This window comes from Allochromatium humboldtianum (genome assembly GCF_013385175.1).
GTDB lineage: Bacteria > Pseudomonadota > Gammaproteobacteria > Chromatiales > Chromatiaceae > Thermochromatium > Thermochromatium humboldtianum.
The window spans coordinates 212714-231285 of record NZ_JABZEO010000005.1; the positions used below are offsets into that span (position 1 = coordinate 212714).

23 protein-coding genes and 2 tRNA genes are annotated in these 18572 nt (G+C 65.0%); all 25 read left to right on the plus strand.

The annotated features are described in order from the left end of the window. The gene (locus tag HW932_RS09585) at positions 1-1047 is read left to right on the plus strand and encodes an MraY family glycosyltransferase (RefSeq protein WP_176976267.1); all 1047 of its coding nucleotides are present in this window, start codon (positions 1-3) and stop codon (positions 1045-1047) included. Next, positions 1044-1244: a hypothetical protein gene (locus tag HW932_RS09590; protein WP_176976268.1), complete on the plus strand. Its 201-nt coding sequence runs from the start codon at positions 1044-1046 to the stop codon at positions 1242-1244. The genes HW932_RS09585 and HW932_RS09590 overlap by 4 nt, the downstream gene beginning before the upstream one ends. Positions 1245-1248: 4 nt before the next feature. Continuing rightward, the gene (gene gspE, locus HW932_RS09595; RefSeq protein WP_176976269.1) at positions 1249-3066 is read left to right on the plus strand and encodes a type II secretion system ATPase GspE; all 1818 of its coding nucleotides are present in this window, start codon (positions 1249-1251) and stop codon (positions 3064-3066) included. A gap of 131 nt (positions 3067-3197) precedes the next feature. Further along, positions 3198-3635, plus strand: coding sequence for a 50S ribosomal protein L13 (rplM, locus tag HW932_RS09600; RefSeq protein ID WP_176976270.1), 438 nt, complete (start codon positions 3198-3200; stop codon positions 3633-3635). An 11-nt stretch (positions 3636-3646) separates the two neighbouring features. Continuing rightward, on the plus strand, positions 3647-4036 hold the full coding sequence (gene rpsI / locus HW932_RS09605) for a 30S ribosomal protein S9 (protein WP_176976271.1): 390 nt from the start codon (positions 3647-3649) through the stop codon (positions 4034-4036). 20 nt (positions 4037-4056) lie between these two features. After that, positions 4057-4130, plus strand: a tRNA-Gln gene (locus HW932_RS09610). 123 nt (positions 4131-4253) lie between these two features. After that, positions 4254-5336, plus strand: a complete 1083-nt coding sequence (locus tag HW932_RS09615) for a tyrosine-type recombinase/integrase (RefSeq protein ID WP_176976272.1) — start codon at positions 4254-4256, stop codon at positions 5334-5336. A gap of 1 nt (position 5337) precedes the next feature. After that, entirely contained in the window at positions 5338-6063 is a 726-nt protein-coding gene (locus tag HW932_RS09620) for a hypothetical protein (protein WP_176976273.1), read from the plus strand. Positions 6064-6164: 101 nt separating this feature from the next. Further along, positions 6165-6440 carry a hypothetical protein gene (locus HW932_RS09625; protein ID WP_176976274.1) on the plus strand — a complete coding sequence of 92 codons (276 nt, stop codon included), beginning with the start codon at positions 6165-6167 and terminating at the stop codon, positions 6438-6440. Positions 6441-6767: 327 nt separating this feature from the next. Continuing rightward, positions 6768-7370 carry a hypothetical protein gene (locus HW932_RS09630; RefSeq protein WP_176976275.1) on the plus strand — a complete coding sequence of 201 codons (603 nt, stop codon included), beginning with the start codon at positions 6768-6770 and terminating at the stop codon, positions 7368-7370. Next, complete coding sequence (locus HW932_RS09635; RefSeq protein ID WP_176976276.1) at positions 7367-7753, plus strand: hypothetical protein; 387 nt, start codon at positions 7367-7369, stop codon at positions 7751-7753. Before HW932_RS09630 ends, HW932_RS09635 begins: the two co-directional genes overlap by 4 nt. Then, entirely contained in the window at positions 7750-7941 is a 192-nt protein-coding gene (locus HW932_RS09640; RefSeq protein ID WP_176976277.1) for a hypothetical protein, read from the plus strand. The genes HW932_RS09635 and HW932_RS09640 overlap by 4 nt, the downstream gene beginning before the upstream one ends. Next, the gene (locus HW932_RS09645) at positions 7938-10961 is read left to right on the plus strand and encodes a hypothetical protein (RefSeq protein ID WP_176976278.1); all 3024 of its coding nucleotides are present in this window, start codon (positions 7938-7940) and stop codon (positions 10959-10961) included. The genes HW932_RS09640 and HW932_RS09645 overlap by 4 nt, the downstream gene beginning before the upstream one ends. A gap of 731 nt (positions 10962-11692) precedes the next feature. Further along, positions 11693-12370: a hypothetical protein gene (locus HW932_RS09650; protein ID WP_176976279.1), complete on the plus strand. Its 678-nt coding sequence runs from the start codon at positions 11693-11695 to the stop codon at positions 12368-12370. Continuing rightward, positions 12367-12957, plus strand: a complete 591-nt coding sequence (locus HW932_RS09655; RefSeq protein WP_176976280.1) for a hypothetical protein — start codon at positions 12367-12369, stop codon at positions 12955-12957. The genes HW932_RS09650 and HW932_RS09655 overlap by 4 nt, the downstream gene beginning before the upstream one ends. 71 nt (positions 12958-13028) lie before the next feature. Beyond that, a complete protein-coding gene (locus tag HW932_RS09660) occupies positions 13029-13208 on the plus strand; it encodes a hypothetical protein (RefSeq protein ID WP_176976281.1) in 180 nt (59 codons plus the stop codon). Then, entirely contained in the window at positions 13205-13771 is a 567-nt protein-coding gene (locus HW932_RS09665) for a hypothetical protein (RefSeq protein WP_176976282.1), read from the plus strand. Before HW932_RS09660 ends, HW932_RS09665 begins: the two co-directional genes overlap by 4 nt. Continuing rightward, positions 13768-14223: a hypothetical protein gene (locus tag HW932_RS09670; protein ID WP_176976283.1), complete on the plus strand. Its 456-nt coding sequence runs from the start codon at positions 13768-13770 to the stop codon at positions 14221-14223. Before HW932_RS09665 ends, HW932_RS09670 begins: the two co-directional genes overlap by 4 nt. A 62-nt stretch (positions 14224-14285) precedes the next feature. Continuing rightward, a complete protein-coding gene (locus tag HW932_RS09675; protein WP_176976284.1) occupies positions 14286-14900 on the plus strand; it encodes a hypothetical protein in 615 nt (204 codons plus the stop codon). Beyond that, positions 14897-15127: a hypothetical protein gene (locus HW932_RS09680; protein ID WP_176976285.1), complete on the plus strand. Its 231-nt coding sequence runs from the start codon at positions 14897-14899 to the stop codon at positions 15125-15127. Before HW932_RS09675 ends, HW932_RS09680 begins: the two co-directional genes overlap by 4 nt. 32 nt (positions 15128-15159) lie before the next feature. Then, complete coding sequence (locus HW932_RS09685; RefSeq protein ID WP_176976286.1) at positions 15160-16233, plus strand: phage major capsid protein; 1074 nt, start codon at positions 15160-15162, stop codon at positions 16231-16233. 436 nt (positions 16234-16669) lie between these two features. After that, positions 16670-17020 (plus strand): hypothetical protein, encoded by a 351-nt coding sequence (locus HW932_RS09690; RefSeq protein ID WP_176976287.1) that lies wholly within the window; start codon positions 16670-16672, stop codon positions 17018-17020. A 93-nt stretch (positions 17021-17113) separates the two neighbouring features. After that, positions 17114-17350: a hypothetical protein gene (locus tag HW932_RS09695; RefSeq protein ID WP_176976288.1), complete on the plus strand. Its 237-nt coding sequence runs from the start codon at positions 17114-17116 to the stop codon at positions 17348-17350. 502 nt (positions 17351-17852) lie between these two features. Next, positions 17853-18179, plus strand: a complete 327-nt coding sequence (locus tag HW932_RS09700; protein WP_176976289.1) for a hypothetical protein — start codon at positions 17853-17855, stop codon at positions 18177-18179. 263 nt (positions 18180-18442) lie between these two features. Next, positions 18443-18529, plus strand: a tRNA-Ser gene (locus HW932_RS09705). Positions 18530-18572: the final 43 nt, after the last annotated feature.

Below are 18572 nucleotides of genomic sequence, written 5' to 3' on the forward strand. Positions count from 1 at the left end.
ATGTCGCCCAGCCTCACACCGCTCGTCCTCGTCTCCATGGCCGCCCTGGTTCTCAGCCTGCTGCTCACGCGCCGGCTGGCGACGCGGGCGGGTTCGGGATTCGGTCCGCTCGATCATCCGAACGAGCGTTCACTGCACGCCACGCCGGTACCGCGCTCGGGCGGGCTGGGCGTGCTGGCGGGCGTGATCCTGACGCTCCTGGCCGCGCTCGGGCTGGGCTGGATGGAGACTGAGTTGGCTTGGATCGGAGGCGCGCTGCTGCTGGTCGCGCTGGTGTCCTTTCTCGACGACCTCGGGCATCTCTCCCCACTGGTGCGGCTGACGGCCCATGGGTTGGCCGCCGGCCTGCTCGTGTTCGGCGCATTGGGCTGGAGCCGTTTGGATCTGCCCGGCTTCACGCTGGCGTTTCCAGGCTGGCTCGCGCTCGTGCTCACGCTGCTGTTCGTGGTCTGGATGATCAATCTCTACAACTTCATGGACGGTATGGACGGTCTGGCCGGCGGCATGGCGGTGTTCGGCTTCCTGGCGCTGGCCTGGTTCGGTTGGCACGGCGGGGAGGCGGTCTATTCGCTGGTCTGTCTCGGCGTGGCGGCCTCCGCCGGCGGCTTTCTGGTCAGCAACTTTCCGCCGGCACGCATCTTCCTGGGTGACGTCGGCTCGTCGAGCCTGGGGCTGCTGGCCGCCGCGCTCGCGCTCTGGGGCGCCAAACTCGGACTCTTTCCGCTCTGGGTCGCCTGGCTGGTCTTCTCGCCCTTCATCGTCGATGCGACCTGGACGCTGCTGGCGCGTCTGGCGCGCGGCGAGCGGGTCTGGGAGGCGCATCGCTCGCATCACTATCAACGTCTGGTGCTGGCCGGCTGGAGTCACAGACGAACGGTGCTGCGCGCCTATGGACTGATGGCGGCGGTGGGCGCCTGCGCGATCGCGGCACCCGGACTCACTCCAGCTGATCAATGGATGCTGCTCGGGGGCTGGGCCGTAATCTATGGGGTCATCCACCTCAAGGTCGGGCTGGTCGAGCGTCGCGCCCGGATGGACGTCGCATGAATCCGCCCGTCGACCGGCTAAGTTCGCGCACCGCCGCCTTGAAGTACGATCTGCCGAGCATCCCGATGGCCTGGATGCTCGCCTCTTGGCGGCGCTTCGGTCTCGACGCCGCCGAGGGGACGGGCCAGAGGCTCGTCATGAGCGTGCTTCCCGGCCGGCGTTCCGAAACCGTTCACTCCAACGAGACCAGGGGCTGATCCAATGCAAGAAGACGCCATCCTAGTAGAGGACGCGCCGCCGATCAGCGCGCGGCGCGACGAGCTGGACGAATCGCTGCCGGACGCATCGGCGAATCCGATCCCGGAGGCGGTGGCCGAAGCGCCCGAGCCGAGCGCCGAGTCCCGGATCGCCGGTCATCTGATCGCCCAGTCCAAGCTGACCGCCGCCGACATGGCGCGCGCCCGGCGTCTGGCCGAGGAGGCGGGCGAGGCGCTCTTGCCCCTGCTGGTGCGTCTTGGGCTGGTGTCGGAGCGCGACATGGCGCTGGCCATGTCCGAGGTGCTGGCTCTGTCGCTGGCCGGCGGGTCGGACTTCCCCGAGGAGCCGGTGCGCGAGGATCTGCTCACGCTGCGCTTCATGAAGGATGCGCGCGTCCTGGTGCTCGCCGAGCAGACGGAGCATCTGCGCGTCGCCTTCGCCAATCCGGTCGACGACTTCGTCCGGACCGCCGTCGCGCTGGCCGCCGACCGACCGATCGAGGCCGTGGTCGCCCTGCCGAGCGAGATCGACTCGGCCATCGAGCGGCTCTACGAAAAGGTCGAGGAGACGCCCGAGACCGGCGAGTCCGAGACTGACTTCGGCGACTTCGACGAGGAAGACATCGAGCACCTCAAGGATCTGGCCAGTGAGGCGCCGGTCATCCGCATGGTCAACCAGCTCATCCAGCGCGCCGTCGAGTCGCGCGCTTCCGACATCCATATCGAACCCTTCGCCGATGAGCTGAAGGTCCGCTATCGCGTCGACGGGATTTTGAAAGAAGTCGACGCCCCGCCAGTGCGTTCCACGGCGGCCGTGATCTCGCGCGTCAAGATCATGTCCAAGCTCAACATCGCCGAGCGCCGTCTGCCGCAGGACGGACGCATCCCGATCCGCATCCAGGGCAAGGAGCTGGATCTGCGCGTTTCGACCGTGCCGACCATGTTCGGCGAGAGCGTGGTCATGCGTCTGCTCGACAAGGAGAGCGTGCGCTTCGATCTGGATGCGCTCGGTTTCGACGGCACGCCGCGCCGGCGTCTGAACACCATTCTGGAGCAACCCTACGGCATCCTGCTGGTCACGGGGCCGACCGGCTCGGGCAAGAGCACCACGCTCTACACGGCGCTCAGCCGGCTCAACACCCAGGAGCGCAAGATCATCACGGTCGAGGATCCGGTCGAATACCAGTTGCCCGGCATCAACCAGATCCAGGTCAAGTCCTCGATCGGCATGACCTTCGCCGGCGCGCTGCGCGCCATCGTGCGCCAGGATCCGGACATCATCATGGTCGGCGAGATGCGCGACCTGGAGACGGCGCGCATCGCCGTGCAGTCGGCGCTGACCGGTCACGTCGTGCTCTCGACGCTCCACACCAACGACGCGGCCAGCGGCGTGACACGCTTGCTGGACATGGGCGTCGAGGACTATCTGCTGACCTCGACCATCAACGGCATCCTTGCCCAGCGGCTGGTGCGCCGGCTCTGTCCGCACTGTCGCGAGTCTTATCGCGCCCAGTCCGAACTGGCCGCACGCTTTGCCCATATCAAAGGCTTGAGCGGACTGGCCGGTGAAGTCGATCTCCAGCGCGCCGTCGGTTGCGAGCAGTGCAACGGCACCGGTTATCGCGGCCGGCTGGTCATCACCGAGGTGCTGGTCATGTCCGAGACCATCCGTCAGGCGATCCTGGCCCATGCCACCGCTACCGAGATCAAGCGCATCGCGATGGAGGAAGGCATGGAGACCATGTATCAGGACGGACTGCGCAAAGCGCTCGACGGGCGCACCACCATCGAGGAGGTGTTGCGCGTGGCCGAGGCGGATTGAGTCCTTTGACTTTGGGGGGGTTGCATTGCTGAATCCGGTCGCGTATATTTCGCGGTCTTTCCCGTAGTGGACAAACGATTTACACGGCCAGCGCGCTGATCACCGTGCGCGGCCTCCCGGAGCGATGGAACATGACGACGACTGTTAGCGCCAAGCCCGCCGAGGTTCGCCGCGCTTGGTACCTGGTTGATGCCGAAGGCCAGACCCTGGGGCGTCTGGCAAGCGAGCTGGCACGCCGCCTGCGCGGCAAGCACAAGCCGCAGTACACCCCGCACGTGGACACGGGCGACTACATGGTGGTCGTGAATGCCGAGAAGATCCGTGTGACCGGCAACAAGCTTCAGGACAAGATGTACTATCGCCACACGGGCTATGTCGGCAACCTCAAGTCGACCAATCTGGAGAAGCTGTTGCAGACCGCGCCTGAGCGTGCCATTCAGATCGCCGTCAAGGGCATGTTGCCCCGCGGTCCGCTCGGTCGTGCCATGTTCAAGAAGCTGCGTGTCTACGCCGGCCCCAACCACGAACATCAGGCCCAGCAGCCGCAAGTCCTCGAACTCAACGTGTAGGAATCAGACTCATGTCGGAGACACAACTCGCCACTGGTCGTCGCAAGACCTCCGCCGCACGGGTCTTCCTGTCGCTGGGATCGGGCAACATCACCGTCAACAACCGTCCGCTGGATGAGTACTTCGGTCGCGAGACCGCGCGCATGGTCGTGCGTCAGCCGCTGGAGACCGCCGGTCTGGCCGAGCGTGTCGACGTCAAGATCACGGTTCGCGGCGGCGGCAACACCGGACAGGCCGGCGCTATCCGTCATGGTATCGCTCGCGCACTGGTCGAGTATAATGAGGAACTGCGCAGCCCCATGCGCCGCGCCGGTTTCCTGACTCGCGATGCACGCGAAGTCGAGCGTAAGAAGGTCGGTCTGCACAAGGCGCGCAAGCGTCCGCAGTACTCCAAGCGCTGATCGCTTCGAGACAGTTTTCCTGGGGAATCGTCTAACGGCAGGACAGCGGACTCTGACTCCGTCAATCTAGGTTCGAATCCTAGTTCCCCAGCCAAACAAAACAAGGGCTTACCGAAAACGGTAGGCCCTTTTTCTTTGTGCTGAGTCCAATATGAGTCCACACCGCTAAAAACCGCGCTACACTCCACGCCACACAAGGCCGTAAGGAGTCCCCGCCGTGGCGTCGATTCAGAAGCTCGACAACCGCACCAAGCCCTGGCAGGTCCGCATTCGCCGCAAGGGCCAGACCTTCATCGAATACTTCCGCACCAAGAAAGAGGCCGACGCCTTCGCCGCCAAGGTGGAAGCCGACTTCGACCGTTGGGCCAAGATCCTTGGCGGGGAGCTGCGCCGCCATACGCTCGCCGAGCTGATCGAGCGTTACATCACGATCTGGACCGGCAAGGATCCGACCCTGACGGCCCGGCTCGGCTGGTGGAAGGATCGCTTTGGCGACCGCTCGCTTTCGGAGTTCAACACGGACACCGTCCGCGAGGCGCTGGCCATCATGGAGAGCGAGCCGGCAAGCCGGGGAGGGCGCAAGGTGACGACGCTCACGACCACGCGCTCGAATGCGACCATCAACCGCTACAAGGCCGCGCTGAGTGCGGCATTCAAGACCGGCATCGATCGCGGCTGGTTCGGTCTCCAGGTCAACCCCTTCACCGGCATTCGCGACAGGAAGGAGAGCGGGCACCGATTCGGCCGTTGCCTGGAGGATGACGAACGCGCCCGGCTGCTGGAGGCGTGCGACCGCTCGACTGTGTGGCGGGATCTCGGGCTGTTCGTTCGCTTGGCGCTGGCGACCGGCGCGCGTCGAGGCGAGCTGGTCGGGCTGGAATGGCGTGACGTGGATCTCAAGGGCGGATCGATCCTGCTGCGCGAGACCAAGAACGGGGAGGATCGCCGCGTCCCGCTGCTCGGTGAGGTCCGCGCCTTGCTCGCCGATCACGCCAAGGTCCGGCGCCTGGACGATCCGCGCGTGTTCCCATCGGCCAAGACACACACCAACCCGCCCGTCGACAAAGCCTGGTCGGCCGCCAAGCAGGACGCCCAGGTCGAGAATCTGCGTCTGCATGATTTGCGTCACAGTTGCGGGAGCTATCTCGCCAAGGCCGGCGCGTCCGCGTTCCAAATCGCCGCGATCCTTGGGCACCGATCCGGCCCCGGACTGACTGCGCGCTATGTGCATCTGGTCGCCGAGGATTCGCGCGAGATCATGGAATCGGCACTGCGCGGAAAGATCGGGGAGGGAGCCTGACATGCAGCCAGTTCGAACGACGGACGACCATCACCATCGCGAGATACTGGCCGCCTGGAAGGCGGGGCGTGGTTATCGTGGTCTCTCTCATGGCTTCATCGACCGATACGTCATCAATGGCCCGCATCGCGAGACCCTGCAACGCATGATGCGTGACGCCGAATTCAAGTCTGTGGTCAATTCATTGCTGGCCGCGCACACTCTGCCGGGCATTCCGGCCCAGCAAGCCCTAGAAGGTGTGCTCCATGTGGCGTCCATGCCGACGAATGGCGTATTCGGCGATAAGTTCGATTGGTCTGCGCTCAATAAGGATTTCAAGAGCACAGTGAAAGCCGCGCACTCACTGAGTTACAAGCTCAAACGGCTGAATACGATAGCGCTTCAAGAGAAGCAAAATCAGGAGCTACCCCCAGCTCGGCGAGGGCGGCTCGACTACTCCACGCGACTGGTGGCGACGATCGACCAACTCTTAGCGGAGCTGGTCCGGCAATGCGAACTGCCCCCGCCGCCGCTCGAATACTATGAGTCCCGCAAGAAGGAAGGCCGCCGCGCGATGGCGCTACGAAAAGCGCGCGTTCTCAAACGCGAGTTCGCGCACCTGTACCGCAGGCCGCATCATCAAGCCGTTGCTGATCTCGTCAATCTGGCTGTGCTCGCCGAGCTGGCTGAGGATCTACCGGATAAGGAACCATGCAAGCTGACGGCTTGCGATGTCGAAAAACTCTGAGAATCCGAAGATTCGACTCCGAAAAAAATCCTGAATCTTCGTCGCGGCCAAGACTGCTCTGCGCGACCCTAAAACCTCCCAAGCAACCGGAGGTTTTAGACATGCCTGCACCGATCGACACCAATCCGGGCAAATCCGCCCTGGACCTGTCCGATATCGTCCCCTTCGCCGATTTCTGCCGTGAGGCCGAAAAGCGCAAGCTCGCCACGCGAACCGCGTTGCAGTGGTGGATGCGCTACCGGCGCGAGAATGGATTGCTCTCGTCCGGCGCCGTGGTCGAGAAGCGCGCCAACCCGCAAAGCAAACGCGCACTGCTGTTCGTGGTCCGGCCCCGTTTCGTCGAGTGGCTGACCAACAGCCACCAGCACGCCGCCTGACAGGGAGTCGTCACGATGCCGAGAAGATCACAGAAGATCCGCGCAGAACGGCGCGAGAAGCAGGCCCGGAAGTGGGCCACAAATGAGAACGCCCCGACGCGCGACCGTCGAGGCGTTGCAAAGCAGTCCGATTTGGGCGTATCGTTAAAGCCGTTCCCCCCGGCCCTGCCAGGCCAAAGGGGACATTTAAGCACCGACCTGTGAAGCCAATGGTGCACCGGCAAGCGCGATTGTACCCCGTTCGGGGTCTGTCTGCCATGCGCGCTCGCTCGCCTGCCCGCCGTCTTTGCGGTCGGTCCATCCATGTTCCACATGAGGACCGTACCCATGTTCCCGACTTTCAATGTCGACTCCCATCCCGAGCTGAATCCGCTTGTCGGCTCCAGCCTGTACGAGACCGCGCTGAACTGTGCCAGCGCCTTGCGCTGGCTCATGGCCATCGATGTCGAGCGCCTGTCTGATAAGGCCGCCGAAGATGGCTTGTACAGCGTCATCAACCCGATTCTGGGCGCCCTGGAATGCGCGGCAGGACGCGAGGAAGGCTGCATCACGCTCTCGGCCGGCGACTCCAAGCGCCTTCGCGCACTGGCCAGCGAAGCGCATCAAGGCCATATCGCCGCCGCCCTGAATGCCGCGATCGATGCGGCTGAGATCCTGACTGAGCAGGAAACCGAGGCCAAAGCCGCCGCCGAACCCGAACGCCAGCGCCGCATTGCCGAGGCATTGCGCGCCGTCGCCGATGATGTCGAGCGTCAGGCCAAGGAGGGTGAGCGTCCCGAACCCCTGAATCTGGACCTGTCCGACGCCGAGCTGGCCCAGCTTCGCTCCCTCGCCGAGCAGGAGGGCGCCGACCTGCCCCGCACCGCCGGCCGGCTGCTGGCTGCCGCGCTGCATCGCCATGCCGATGCGGTGACGGGAGGTGCGCAATGATCGAGCAACGCCGCTACGCCCTGGACGCCTGCCGCGCCGTCATCCGCGAACTGGATAGCCGGCTCAGCGAATGCTCATTGACGAGCGAAAACCGAGACCACGCCGTTTGGCTTGTGACTGGCGCCGCGATCCTGGCTGATGTCGCCGTTGAATGGCGCGACTCGGAACCCACGCCAACACCGGTACCCGCCACCGACACCCCGAAGGCGACCGAGCCGGAATCCGTCTGTGACCTGCTCGCCGATCTCGACTGGTATCTGAGTCCGTCCCAGCACCGGGCGCTTCGCCGCTTGGCCGATGAGCGTTACGACGGGAATCTCAAGCTGGCGCTCGCCAGCCTCTTCGAGGGCGCGCTTGAGGAACTGGAGGGTGCCGACCAATGAGCACTTATCCCGAGTCCTTCAAACTGAGCTACGCGCTCAGCAAGCAATTGGCATCGGCCCACACGCTCGCATCCAGCTATGGCGATCTCGAATTGGATGATGAGCTTCGTCGAGCCGTCGCGCGGGCACTGAGGCCGATCCTCGAATGCCGCTTGAAGCAGGCCGAGAAGCAGGAGTCGAAGCGATGACCAGCAGCCCCAAGGACGGGGCCGCTTCGGCCCCGACGAAACGTGCCCGGCGCGGGATTCGGCTGCACACCGACCCGCCGCCGGTCTCCTTCCCTCCATCTGGCTTCCCCATCGCGACCGTGGCCAATCGCTTTGGCGCGGTCGAACAGCGCGAGCTGGTGAACTGGTCTGCCCTGGTCGAGCGCCTGACACACACCAAGCCTGGCCCCAAGGACGGCCCGGCATGGCTGCCCGCTGATATCGATCCAGGCCCACGCTCTGCCGAGCGCGTCCGCGCGTGGTCGGTTCTCCCGCTGGACGTGGAAGCCACCACCCACGGCACCGGCGCGGCTAAGACCGTGGTCGGTCTCGAACCGCCGCCCCTCGCCGAGATCCTGGACGAACTCCAGGCGAGCGGTTGGCGCTGCATCGGTCACACCACGCATAGCCACCTGGACCCGACGATCCAGCCGACCGACCGCGAACACCACCGCTATCGGCTGGTGTTCGCGCTCTCGCGCCCCTTGGCCCCCGCCGAGATCCGCCCGTTGGGCCTGCACCTGGCCGCCGTGCTGGGTCTGAGCGAGTGTGTCGACGCCAAATGCCTGGAACCGGCCCGCCTACTGTATCTGCCGCGCTGCCCCCAGGAGCGGCTTGAACACTTCCAGGCCCGCGCCGTCGAGGGCGAACCGCTCGACGTGGACCGCCTGCTCGAAGCCGCCCAGCACGCCGAGGCCATGCTTCGTGCAGTCAGCCAAGCACCGCCGCCCGCCCACTCGACGCCCCAGGACGGCCCGTCTGTCATCACCGCCTTCAACGAAGCCCATGACCCCGGCGAGCTGCTGACCCGGCATGGCTACATCCCGAAGGGTCGGGGTCGCTGGCTGCACCCGGCGTCTTCGTCGGGTATGCCCGGAGTCCGGTTGTTGTCGGAGACCGGCAAGGTCTACTCCGATCATGGCGGCGATCCGCTGGCCGATGGGCACCCCCACGATGCGTTCGACCTGTACCGCATCCTCGCCCATGGGGGCGACCAGAAAACCGCCGTGCGGGAAGCGGCCCGGTTGCTGGGGCTGAGCCGGGGCGGATCATCGCGCCGCGAGTCACGCCATGAGCCGCCCATTGAGGCACCACCCCCCGCGCCCCCCGAGGATCTGGACGACAGCGCGCCGCCGAGTCTGCCCCCGGAGAACCTGCGTCTCGGGCAATACCTCTGGCGTGGTGGCGAGTTCTACCTGGTGCGCGTTTCGGTTGGCCGTGGAGCCGACGCCAGTCCGACCGAGAGCACGACCAAGCTGGCCAATTTCTCGGCGATCGTCACCGAGGAACGCCAGCGCGACGACGGCGAGACGGTCGAGAATGCCACGCTGCTGACGATCTTCCAGCCGCGCGGGGGACGCATCACCGAAACCCTGGTCGAGATCCCAACCGATCGCTTCGCCGGCCTGACCTGGATCACCCCCAAGCTGGGGCATCACTTCGTCGTCACGGCCGGCAACTCGATCCGCGACCATCTGCGCGCCTGCATTCAAACCTTCTCCGCCCACTTCCAGGTCCAGACGCGACGGGTCTACACCCACAGCGGATGGCGCAAGATCGGCGGCGAACTCCACTACCTGCACGCCGGCGGGGCGATCACCGCCCATGGAGCGCGCGACGATCTCGCCGTTGACCTGCCCGACCCGCGCTATCACTTGCCGGCTCCCCCCGCGCCCCCCGAGTTGCGGGAGGCCGTGCGCGCGACCTTGCGCCTGGTGGACCTGTCCACGGCTCAGCCAGGCATTGGCGCCGTCCAGTTGGCACGCATCGCGGCCCCACCCTTGGCGCCGTGGGTGCGGCTCGATTGGGGCGTGTTTGTCGTCGGGCGCACCGGCTGCCTCAAGACCGAGCTGGCCGCCTTGGCGATGGCCCACTACGGTCAGTTCCACGCCCGCGCGCTGCCCGGATCATGGGAATCGTCCGAGGGCGCGTTGCTGCTTCAGGCCCACGCCGTCAAGGATGCGCTGTTCGAGATCGACGACTTCAACCCGAGCGGGGCGGCCCACGATCAGGCCCAGTTGGCGAAGAAGGCCGATCGGGTCTTTCGGGGCGCCGCCAATGCGGCCGGACGCGAGCGCCTGACCGCCGATATCCGTCTACGCAAGGGACAGCACCCGCGCGGCCTGGTGTCTGCGTCCGGCGAAGACCTGCCCCCTGGTCGCAGTCTGCGCGCCCGACTCTGGACGGTCGAACTCGACGTGGGGTCGATCGACCTATCCAAGCTGACCGCCTGCCAGCGCGACGCGGCCCAGGGCGTCTATCGCCAAAGCCTGGCCGGATACCTGCAATGGCTCGCCGGGCGCGCGGATGACTTGGGCGCGAAGCTGCCGACGCGCTATGAGAGCTTGCGCACCCAGGCCCCTGAAGCCTTACGCGCGCATGGTCGCATCCCATCCAACTTGGCCGGCCTGACCGTCGCTCTGGAGACCTTCGTCACCTTTGCCGTCGACGTCGGCGCGCTCGAATCTGATCAGGCCCACGCGCTGCTCGTCCGGCTGGTCGGGGCGCTCCAGGCTCAAGCCAAGAATCAAGCCGACATCCAGGATCAGTCAGAGGACGCGACGCGCTTCATAGAGATGCTGCGCGCCGCACTCGCCACCGGCCGCGCGCACCTGGTCGACGCGGCCCACTGGCCGGCAACGCGGCCGCCCACCATGCACGCGGCTCTGCTCGGCTGGCGTGGTCGCATCCGACAGAAGGACGACCCCGACGACGGCCCGCGTTACGAAGAGCAGGGCGAGCTGATCGGCTATGTCGAGGGTACGCGGGGCGAGGTCTGGTTGATGCCGGACGCCGCTTACTCCGTCGTCTCCCGGATCGCCCGAGATCAGAACGCCGGCGCCCTGCGCACCCAGGCCAGACTTGGGCGCGCGCTGGTGGAGAAGGGCTATCTGCGCTCCGGCGAGGGTCGCAATGTCGGGTATCGCCATGGTCGACGCGGCATCACCCCGCCGCGCGTCTGGTGCCTGCCGATGGCCAAGCTGGTGGAGGGTGGAGAATGAATCGGCTTACACCTTTCGCTCTATCGTGTGTCGTCAAAGTTGAGACCACTATTAGATTTTGTCGGAAATGTCGGAAATGTCGGAAATCAAGAGAAAAGCCATTGAGGATCAATAAGGTTAGGAGTTCCGATTTTGGCTAAACCCTGTCGGAAGTGTCGGAAAAGATCACCGCCACCGGCCTGAAAATTCCGACATTTCCGACACGCAAAACTTTGTCGGAACGCCAAAGCCAATGATCCTAAAGGCTTTTCCGACATTCCGACATTTCCGACATTTTTCGACATACCCGCGCAATACTTTGCACGCACTCAAGCAGTGAGACACGTAAAGATGAAGACAACACGCCCGAGGAATTCCTGCCCCTTCTGTGGGTTTCTCTCTACCCAAGTGCTCGGACCAAGGACGACCCCGAACGCATCGACCCATGCCAAGGGGTATCAGGTGGAGTGCATCAACTGTGGCGCGCGCGGCCCATGCGGGATGGCTACGCCACGCGATGCGGTCGCTGTGTGGGATACGGGAGACGGTATGTATCGCCGACCTGCGGTCCAGGCTGCCGAGACTTTGGCGCCCGGCGGGTAGGTTCTTCCTGAGCACTCGTACTGCGGGTGCGAGACTCGCGAGATTTAGCTAGTTGGTGTACGCCATTCATGGTCAACCCCTCCTGACAACCGACCGACAGAGCAAACAACATGGCCAAACCTGAGCAAAAAACAGGCTCAGCATCGAAGATGTTAGCTTCGCTCCCCCTGGAACAGACCGGCTTGGGGTTCCGAATCACCCGCGCCGATCTGGCCAAGCTGCTGGGGTGCTCGCGCGCTTACGTCACGGAGCTGGTCGATAAGGGCGTCGTCCCGATTGAGCGGAACGGCCGCATCGATCCTGATCGCGCCGTCCGCGAACTCCTGCGCCGCCAACCCAACGGCGGCCGGCTTCGCTTCCTCGTCAGCATCCGTCACGAGATCGACGAAGCCCACGCGCGCGCCCAACAAGCACAGGAAGCCGCCACCCAAGCGACCACCAGCCTGGCCGAACTGCGCAAGCTGATCACCCCTTTGACGCGCGCGCTCCTGGAGTCCGAACGCCGCCTAGACCTGCTACTCGAGGAACTGGACCCGGTACTCGGCGAGAGCTACGACGATGAAATCTCCAATTCGCTGGACAGCGCATTCACCCGCGCGGCATCCACCAGCAACGCCGGGCTATTCGAGCACCTGGTCGAGTCCGACGAAGCGCTGGCCGCCCTGGTCGCCGCCGTCCGCCCGGATCTCGCACCGCCACCACCACCCGCGCTGTGCGAGGCCATCACCGAGGCACTGGAAGGCGAGCCGCTGCCGCTGCTGGCCGATCTCGACGAACCGCCGACCGAGGCGACCAGCGACCCGGCCGCTCTGGAGACCCTACCGTGAATACGATCGACCGCCTGACCTTCACCAACCCAGACGCCCGCCGCGCCATGGAAGCCGACGCCCGTCACCTGCTGAGCCTGGCCCTGAGCGCCCAAGGTCCGGCCGCCCTGGCGTGCCCCCGCCGTGCCGCCGCGCTGCACGAAGCTGGGCATGTGGTGATGTACCTGGACCACGGCCGCCGCGTCCGCTCCGTGAAGATTTTCGAGCGCGATGGATTCTGGCTCGGGATGACGCGCGCGGCCGGTCGGCTCTACATCGACGAATGGACACATCCACTCGCCGATCTGGTCGAGGCCAAGATCCTCCTGGCCGGCCCCTTCGCCGAGCTGGCCTTGAGCGGATCGCCCGCGCTCGGTGCGGGTGTCGACGAGCTGGCCTTGGCGCGTGCGATCGTCGGGCAAGCGTCCAGCAAGCTGGATGAAGACCCCGAACACCTGATGACCGAGACACTGACCGAAGTGTTGGAGCGACTGCGCGACCACCGCCGCGCACTCGACGAGATGGCCGCACTGCTCCAGCGACACCGCAAGCTGAGCGGCGAGCGCGTCACGGCCGTGCTCCGGCGTCATGCGTCCGGGTATGCATAGGTTCTTTCCCGAGCGTCCGGGATGCGGACGCAAAGGGCGCGGAATTCGGCTAGAAACGTGGACTTATGGGTATGAAAAATCAAGCACTTGCATCATTCGAATACCAAGAGCGACAGGGAGCGCAACGCGAATATGCCCAGTTGGTCGAGGTCTCGGACGCGATCCGGTTTCAGTTTCCGGAATGGCTGTTGAACGCGAAGGGGGGCGCCACCGCCCTCAGGGAGACCACCACCGAGGCCGACCCCACATGACCACGCTCACCATCGTCGCCGAGTTCGGCCCGCGCCGCGATCGAGCGCTGTTCATGCGCCAGATCTCCGCGCGCTTCGCCCGGCTCGATTACTACGATCGCCTCCCCCGCGTCCGTGACTTCCTGTCCGGTCGCCGCCTGCCGACGCTGGACGCCGCCCGCGCCCTGGTCGACACGATCGCCCGCACCGTGCGCTTTGCGGACGCCAGCGGACTCGAACCCGCTCGGGAGTCGCGCGCCTGTCTCGGCGGCCTGCACGATGACGGATTCGATCACGTCACGACCTGGACCTTTGATGGCGGCCTGGTGCTGTGCACCGAACCGTATGGCGGTCCCGACGCCGCGCAGTCCTGGTGCTCGGATCACGGCTGGAGTGCGCGCCCCCTGCCGGCGTGGTCGACCTGGAACCCGCCGAACACGACGCTCATCCTGACTAGTCCGCCCGATGGTGGTGCTCTGCTCGACCCGATCCTGTCTCGGCTCGCGGCCGCCGAGCCGCTACCGATCACCGATCGCTGCACGGCCGGCGAGGTGCGATCCCCCACAAGAGGCACACGGCTATGACGATCCAGCACCTTGAGCCAGACCCGGTCGCCGTGGAGTCCAACCGATGCCCCATCGAAGCCCTGCTGCGGGTCGCGGACATCGCGTCCGCGCCCTGGCTGAAGCGTGCGATCCGCGACTATCTCCAGGGCGCCGCGCTCGACGAGGCCCTTGGACTGAGCGGCGCCCCAGGGCGCCCGACCGCCCGGACGCGCTATCTGCGCCGCCGGCGCGATCACTTCCTGCACCAAGCCTGGCTTGAGATCCCCGGCGAGTTGGGACCGTTCGAGCGCTCCGAGGCCCTGGAGCGCGAGTGCCGGCGCGTCGAGAGTCTCTGGCCCAGCCTTCGGCACCGATCGGACCCACCGGCGAACTTCAACGCCGTCCGCTGTGCCATCTTCCGCGCCCTTCAAACCGGCGAGACACTGCCCAAACTCCGCCAGCTACACAGCATTTGCACTGCACTGCATTGACCCTATCGATTGCACTCCGTTGGGTTCAGGATGCACGCATCCAAAACCCACCGGAGCCGGCAGTGTCCACCAATCCCAAGACCCACGAAGCCCTGACGATCGCGCGCCAAGACCTGATCGACGCCTTCGAGCGCTATCGCGACAGCAAGGCGCGCGCCCATGAACTGAAGGAGCGCACGCTCAAGGCCAGTCAGGATCTCGAATCCGCCCGTCACGCGCTGGAGCACGCCAAGCGTGCCGCAAACGAAGCCTTCGACGAGCACCTGGCCGGCAAGCTTGAGCTGACCGCCATCGAGCAGCGCCACGCCGAGGTGTCGCGCCTCGAACAGCAAGTCAAGCTCCTCGCCGAACTGGAGGAGCGTTTCCGCCAAGCCAAGCCGATCGGCGCCGAGGAGGCCTACCACGCGCTACGCGCTGCACGCGACACCTTCGCCCGCCAACTGGGTCGCGCGAACGTGGGCGATTTCGACGGCCTGCGGTCCCGCTTGCTCGAAGCCTTCGCGGCCGATCTGTGGGGGCGGAAGATCCAGGCCACCGAGATCACATCCACAACCGGATTGCGCTTCGGCGATTTCGTGGGCGACTTCTTGGGTCTCCCGGATTCGACGGAGCTGAGCGACGCTTACGCCCGCCTGATCGTCACCCACCTGGTCAACCTACCCGAGGGACTGTCATGACCGAGATCGTCTGCCGCACCGGCGTTGGCGGCGATGCGCTGGAACTGGTCAGGCTCGACGGCCAGCGCTTCGCGCTGCGTCACCCCGAGACCGGCGCCATCGTCCGCCATGTCTCCGACTCCGAGGCCCGCCGGATCAGCCAGCGCCCCGGCACGCTGCACTACACCAACCCAACCGACCTTCAGGCACGCGCCCCGCGCCCCGTATCCAGGAGCCGCCGCTCATGAGAACCGTCCGCCACAACTTCAAGCCGTTCGCGATGCGCAAACCCGGCGAGCTGCGCGCATTCGACCCGGCCCTGTATGCCGGCGGCCGGCGCCAAGCCGAGCACGCCGCCCACCGCGCCGGAGCCTGGCTCAGAGCAGCCGTTTTCGGCGACGAGCGCGCGCGCAACTGGTGCCGTGAGAACGGAATGCAGCGCGCCCTGACTGGCATCGGCCCTGGACAGTCCGCCATCGTTCCCGACGAACTGGTCGGCCCCATCATCCGCTTGCGCGAGTCTTATGGTGTGGTCCGGCGATTGTGTCGACGCCACCCGATGGCCAGCGGAACAGCCACGATCCCACACGACACCGGCGACACACCCGCTTGGTTCGTCGGTCGCGAAGCGCCGCCGTCACCCAGTGACCCAACGCTGGATGCGATCACGTTGACAGCCCTCAATCTGGCCGCCGAAACGCGGATCTCGAACGACTATGCTCAGGACGTGACCCTGGTCGATCTGGCTGAATATGTCGTCGAGCAGATGGCTCAAGCCTTCGCGCGCAAGGAGGACGAGTGCCTGATCGACGGCGATGGAACGAGCACCTATGGCGGTATCGTCGGTCTGCGCTCGGCGATCCTTGGCAAGGCCGGGGGCGTCTCCGCCGCATCGGGGCATTCCACCCTTGGCGACATCGACACGACCGACCTTCGAGCATTGATGGGGCGTCTGCCCGACTATCCAGGTATGACGCCCGTCTGGTTGTGCTCGAAAAAGGCGCGCGAACTGGTGTTCGGTCGCCTGATGGACGCCGCCGGCGGTAATACAGCGGCGACGCTGGCTGAAGCGGATTCTCTTGAGTATGCCGGCTTCGAGATTGTCACCACTCCTGCCATGCCGGCGAGCTTCAGCGATCTGAGCGATGAGGCGATGCTGATCTTCGGTGATTTGCGGCTGGGTGCCATTTTCGGCGACCGTCAAACCCTAACGCTGCGCGTCGACCCCTACAGCCTGTCGAGCTATCAGCAGACGAAGGTTATCTGTAGCGAGCGCTTCGACCTGAATGTCTCCCCTGGCGTCGGTAGTGCGACGGAAGCCGGCCCCATCGTCGCGCTGATCGGAACCGCTTGAAACCCACAATGAATCCGGTCGAGCGAGATCCGGCTCGCTCCGACCTGCTCGACGCGCGGTAGATCTGCCCGCGCGAGGTTTCGGCCCGCCGGCTGGTCGCGAGCAAAAGCCGGCACCCTTCGCTTTCCCTCCTATGAGCCACACCGGGCACCGGATGTCCGCGCGAGCCATGAAGCCGACCACCCAGGTCGAGGGTCATCCACTGACAGCCTGGAGCCGACCACCCAGGTCGAGGGTCATCCACTGACAGCCTGGAGCCGACCGCCCTGGCTGAGGATCATCCGCATGATGACTTGGAGCCGACCACCCAGGTCGAGGGTCGAGCCGTCTCTTTTCACGCGGTCTCTGCGCGATTCGTCACAGTGTCGAAATATCCTTGTATTTTCGTCACTGTGCGCTATATTCAAGTCACCTATAACCGACACGGTGACGAGAAATGAGCGACACGACCACCGCCACACCGAAGAAGCGCGGCCGCCCGAAAGGCCCGCGTCCGGCTCTGACATCGGCTGAGCGGATGCGGCAGGCTCGGGAGCGCGTCCGGTTCGCCCTGGACGATCCCGAGGGCAACATCACCACGTTACCCGACCAACTGCTGCTGGAAGCCGTGGCCCTGGCGTATCGAAAAGACCGGCCCGGCGCGCTGTTCTACGGCGTCGAGGAACTGTTCGGGCGGCTTAATGCGCGCTCCAGTGACGATCACACCTATGTGGTGCATCTGGAGCGGATACCGAAAGGCGACACAGTGACGAATAAGGCGGCTGATAATGGCGTCACTGTAACGTAAAATGAGTCCGAAGATACCGACACAGTGACAGATATTAAGCCGAATTTACCCCCAAAAAGGGGAAAAGGGCGGACGCCCCTGGAAAGCGACACAGTGACGCCAGCACCGGCCCTGGAGCGGAACGCACCGCCGCGCAGTGATGCCGACCTGGTCGGTCTGCTGCTCGACCGGTTCGGCACCTATACCGACATCGCCCGTGCTATGGCCGCCGCCGGGCACAAGATCGACCGCTCCAACCTGAGCCGCATCCATCGCGAGGGCCAGACAGCATCGCGAGAGACGCGCGCCGCCCTGGTGTCCGAGGTCGAAGCGCTGGAGCAGGATGGATAATCGGCTGGGTGGTATTTCACCACCCCATGGGCGCATTTCCTCGCGCGCGCGGAGCCGGCGATGGACAAATTTGAGCATCGGCGTCCAACTCCCGCATTTCCTCGCGCGCGCGGAGCCGGCCCTATGCGCCGGGCGACAAGGTCATTCAGCTGGCGCATTTCCTCGCGCGCGCGGAGCCGGCCGCCTCATCCAGTGCAGGGATCTGACTGGCCGGCGCATTTCCTCGCGCGCGCGGAGCCGGCTTAGCAAATCCGGGAAGATCCCGGATTTTCGGCCGGCGCGAGTGCCAGACAGCATCGCGAGAGACGCACACCGCCCTGGTGGCCGAGGTCGAAGCGCTAGAGCAGGATGGCTGATCCAGCGGAACACCCATCACCGATCAGGCCGCTAAGCTCTGGTATCCTGAGATGACCGCCGCACCATAGAAGGATCGACGCCCCCTGGTGGCTCAGGGATAGATCGTTATGCTTCGAGACAACCAACAACCCGAGAGAGACACCCAATGACCACCATCGTTCTCGACACCCTGGCCTATGCTGAAAAGCTCAAGTCCGGTGGCTTCAGTGAACAGCAAGCCGCGACCCAAGCCCACGCCCTGGCAGAGATCATTGACCGGCAGATAGCCACCAAGGGGGATGTCGAGGCCCGCGAGAATAACCTCAGGCGCGACATCGAGGCACTGCGTCTGGAGGTGAAACGCGACATCGCGGAAACGAACGCGCGCATCGCCGAGAGCAAGGCCGAGCTGATCCGCTGGGTTGTTGGGGCAGGATTCCTTCAGACTACGCTTATCATCGGCGCACTGATGAAGATGAGCGGAATAGTCTAGACGAGACCCAAAAGCTATGATCCCAGACCCGCCGATTGGCGGGTTTTTCATGGGCGCGTCTAGGCCGCGCTGTGGGATACGGCCCTGATCGCCGATCTGCCGTGAACCCCACCCCAGGGCATTCGAGGAAGCGGTCAACGGAGTTTCGAAAAGCTGACCTGATTCACCCCTGAGTCCAATCTGAGTCCACTGCCCGCCGCGTTGACGCGCAAAACGGCACCATTCAGCACTAGCGCAAACAGATAAGCCGCTGATTTTTATGGCGTTGAATGGTGCCCCGAAGCGTTCAAAAGTGCCGGACTCGGACTCTGACTCCGTCAATCTAGGTTCGAATCCTAGTTCCCCAGCCAAACAAAACAAGGGCTTAGCCGCAAGGCTAGGCCCTTTGTTTTT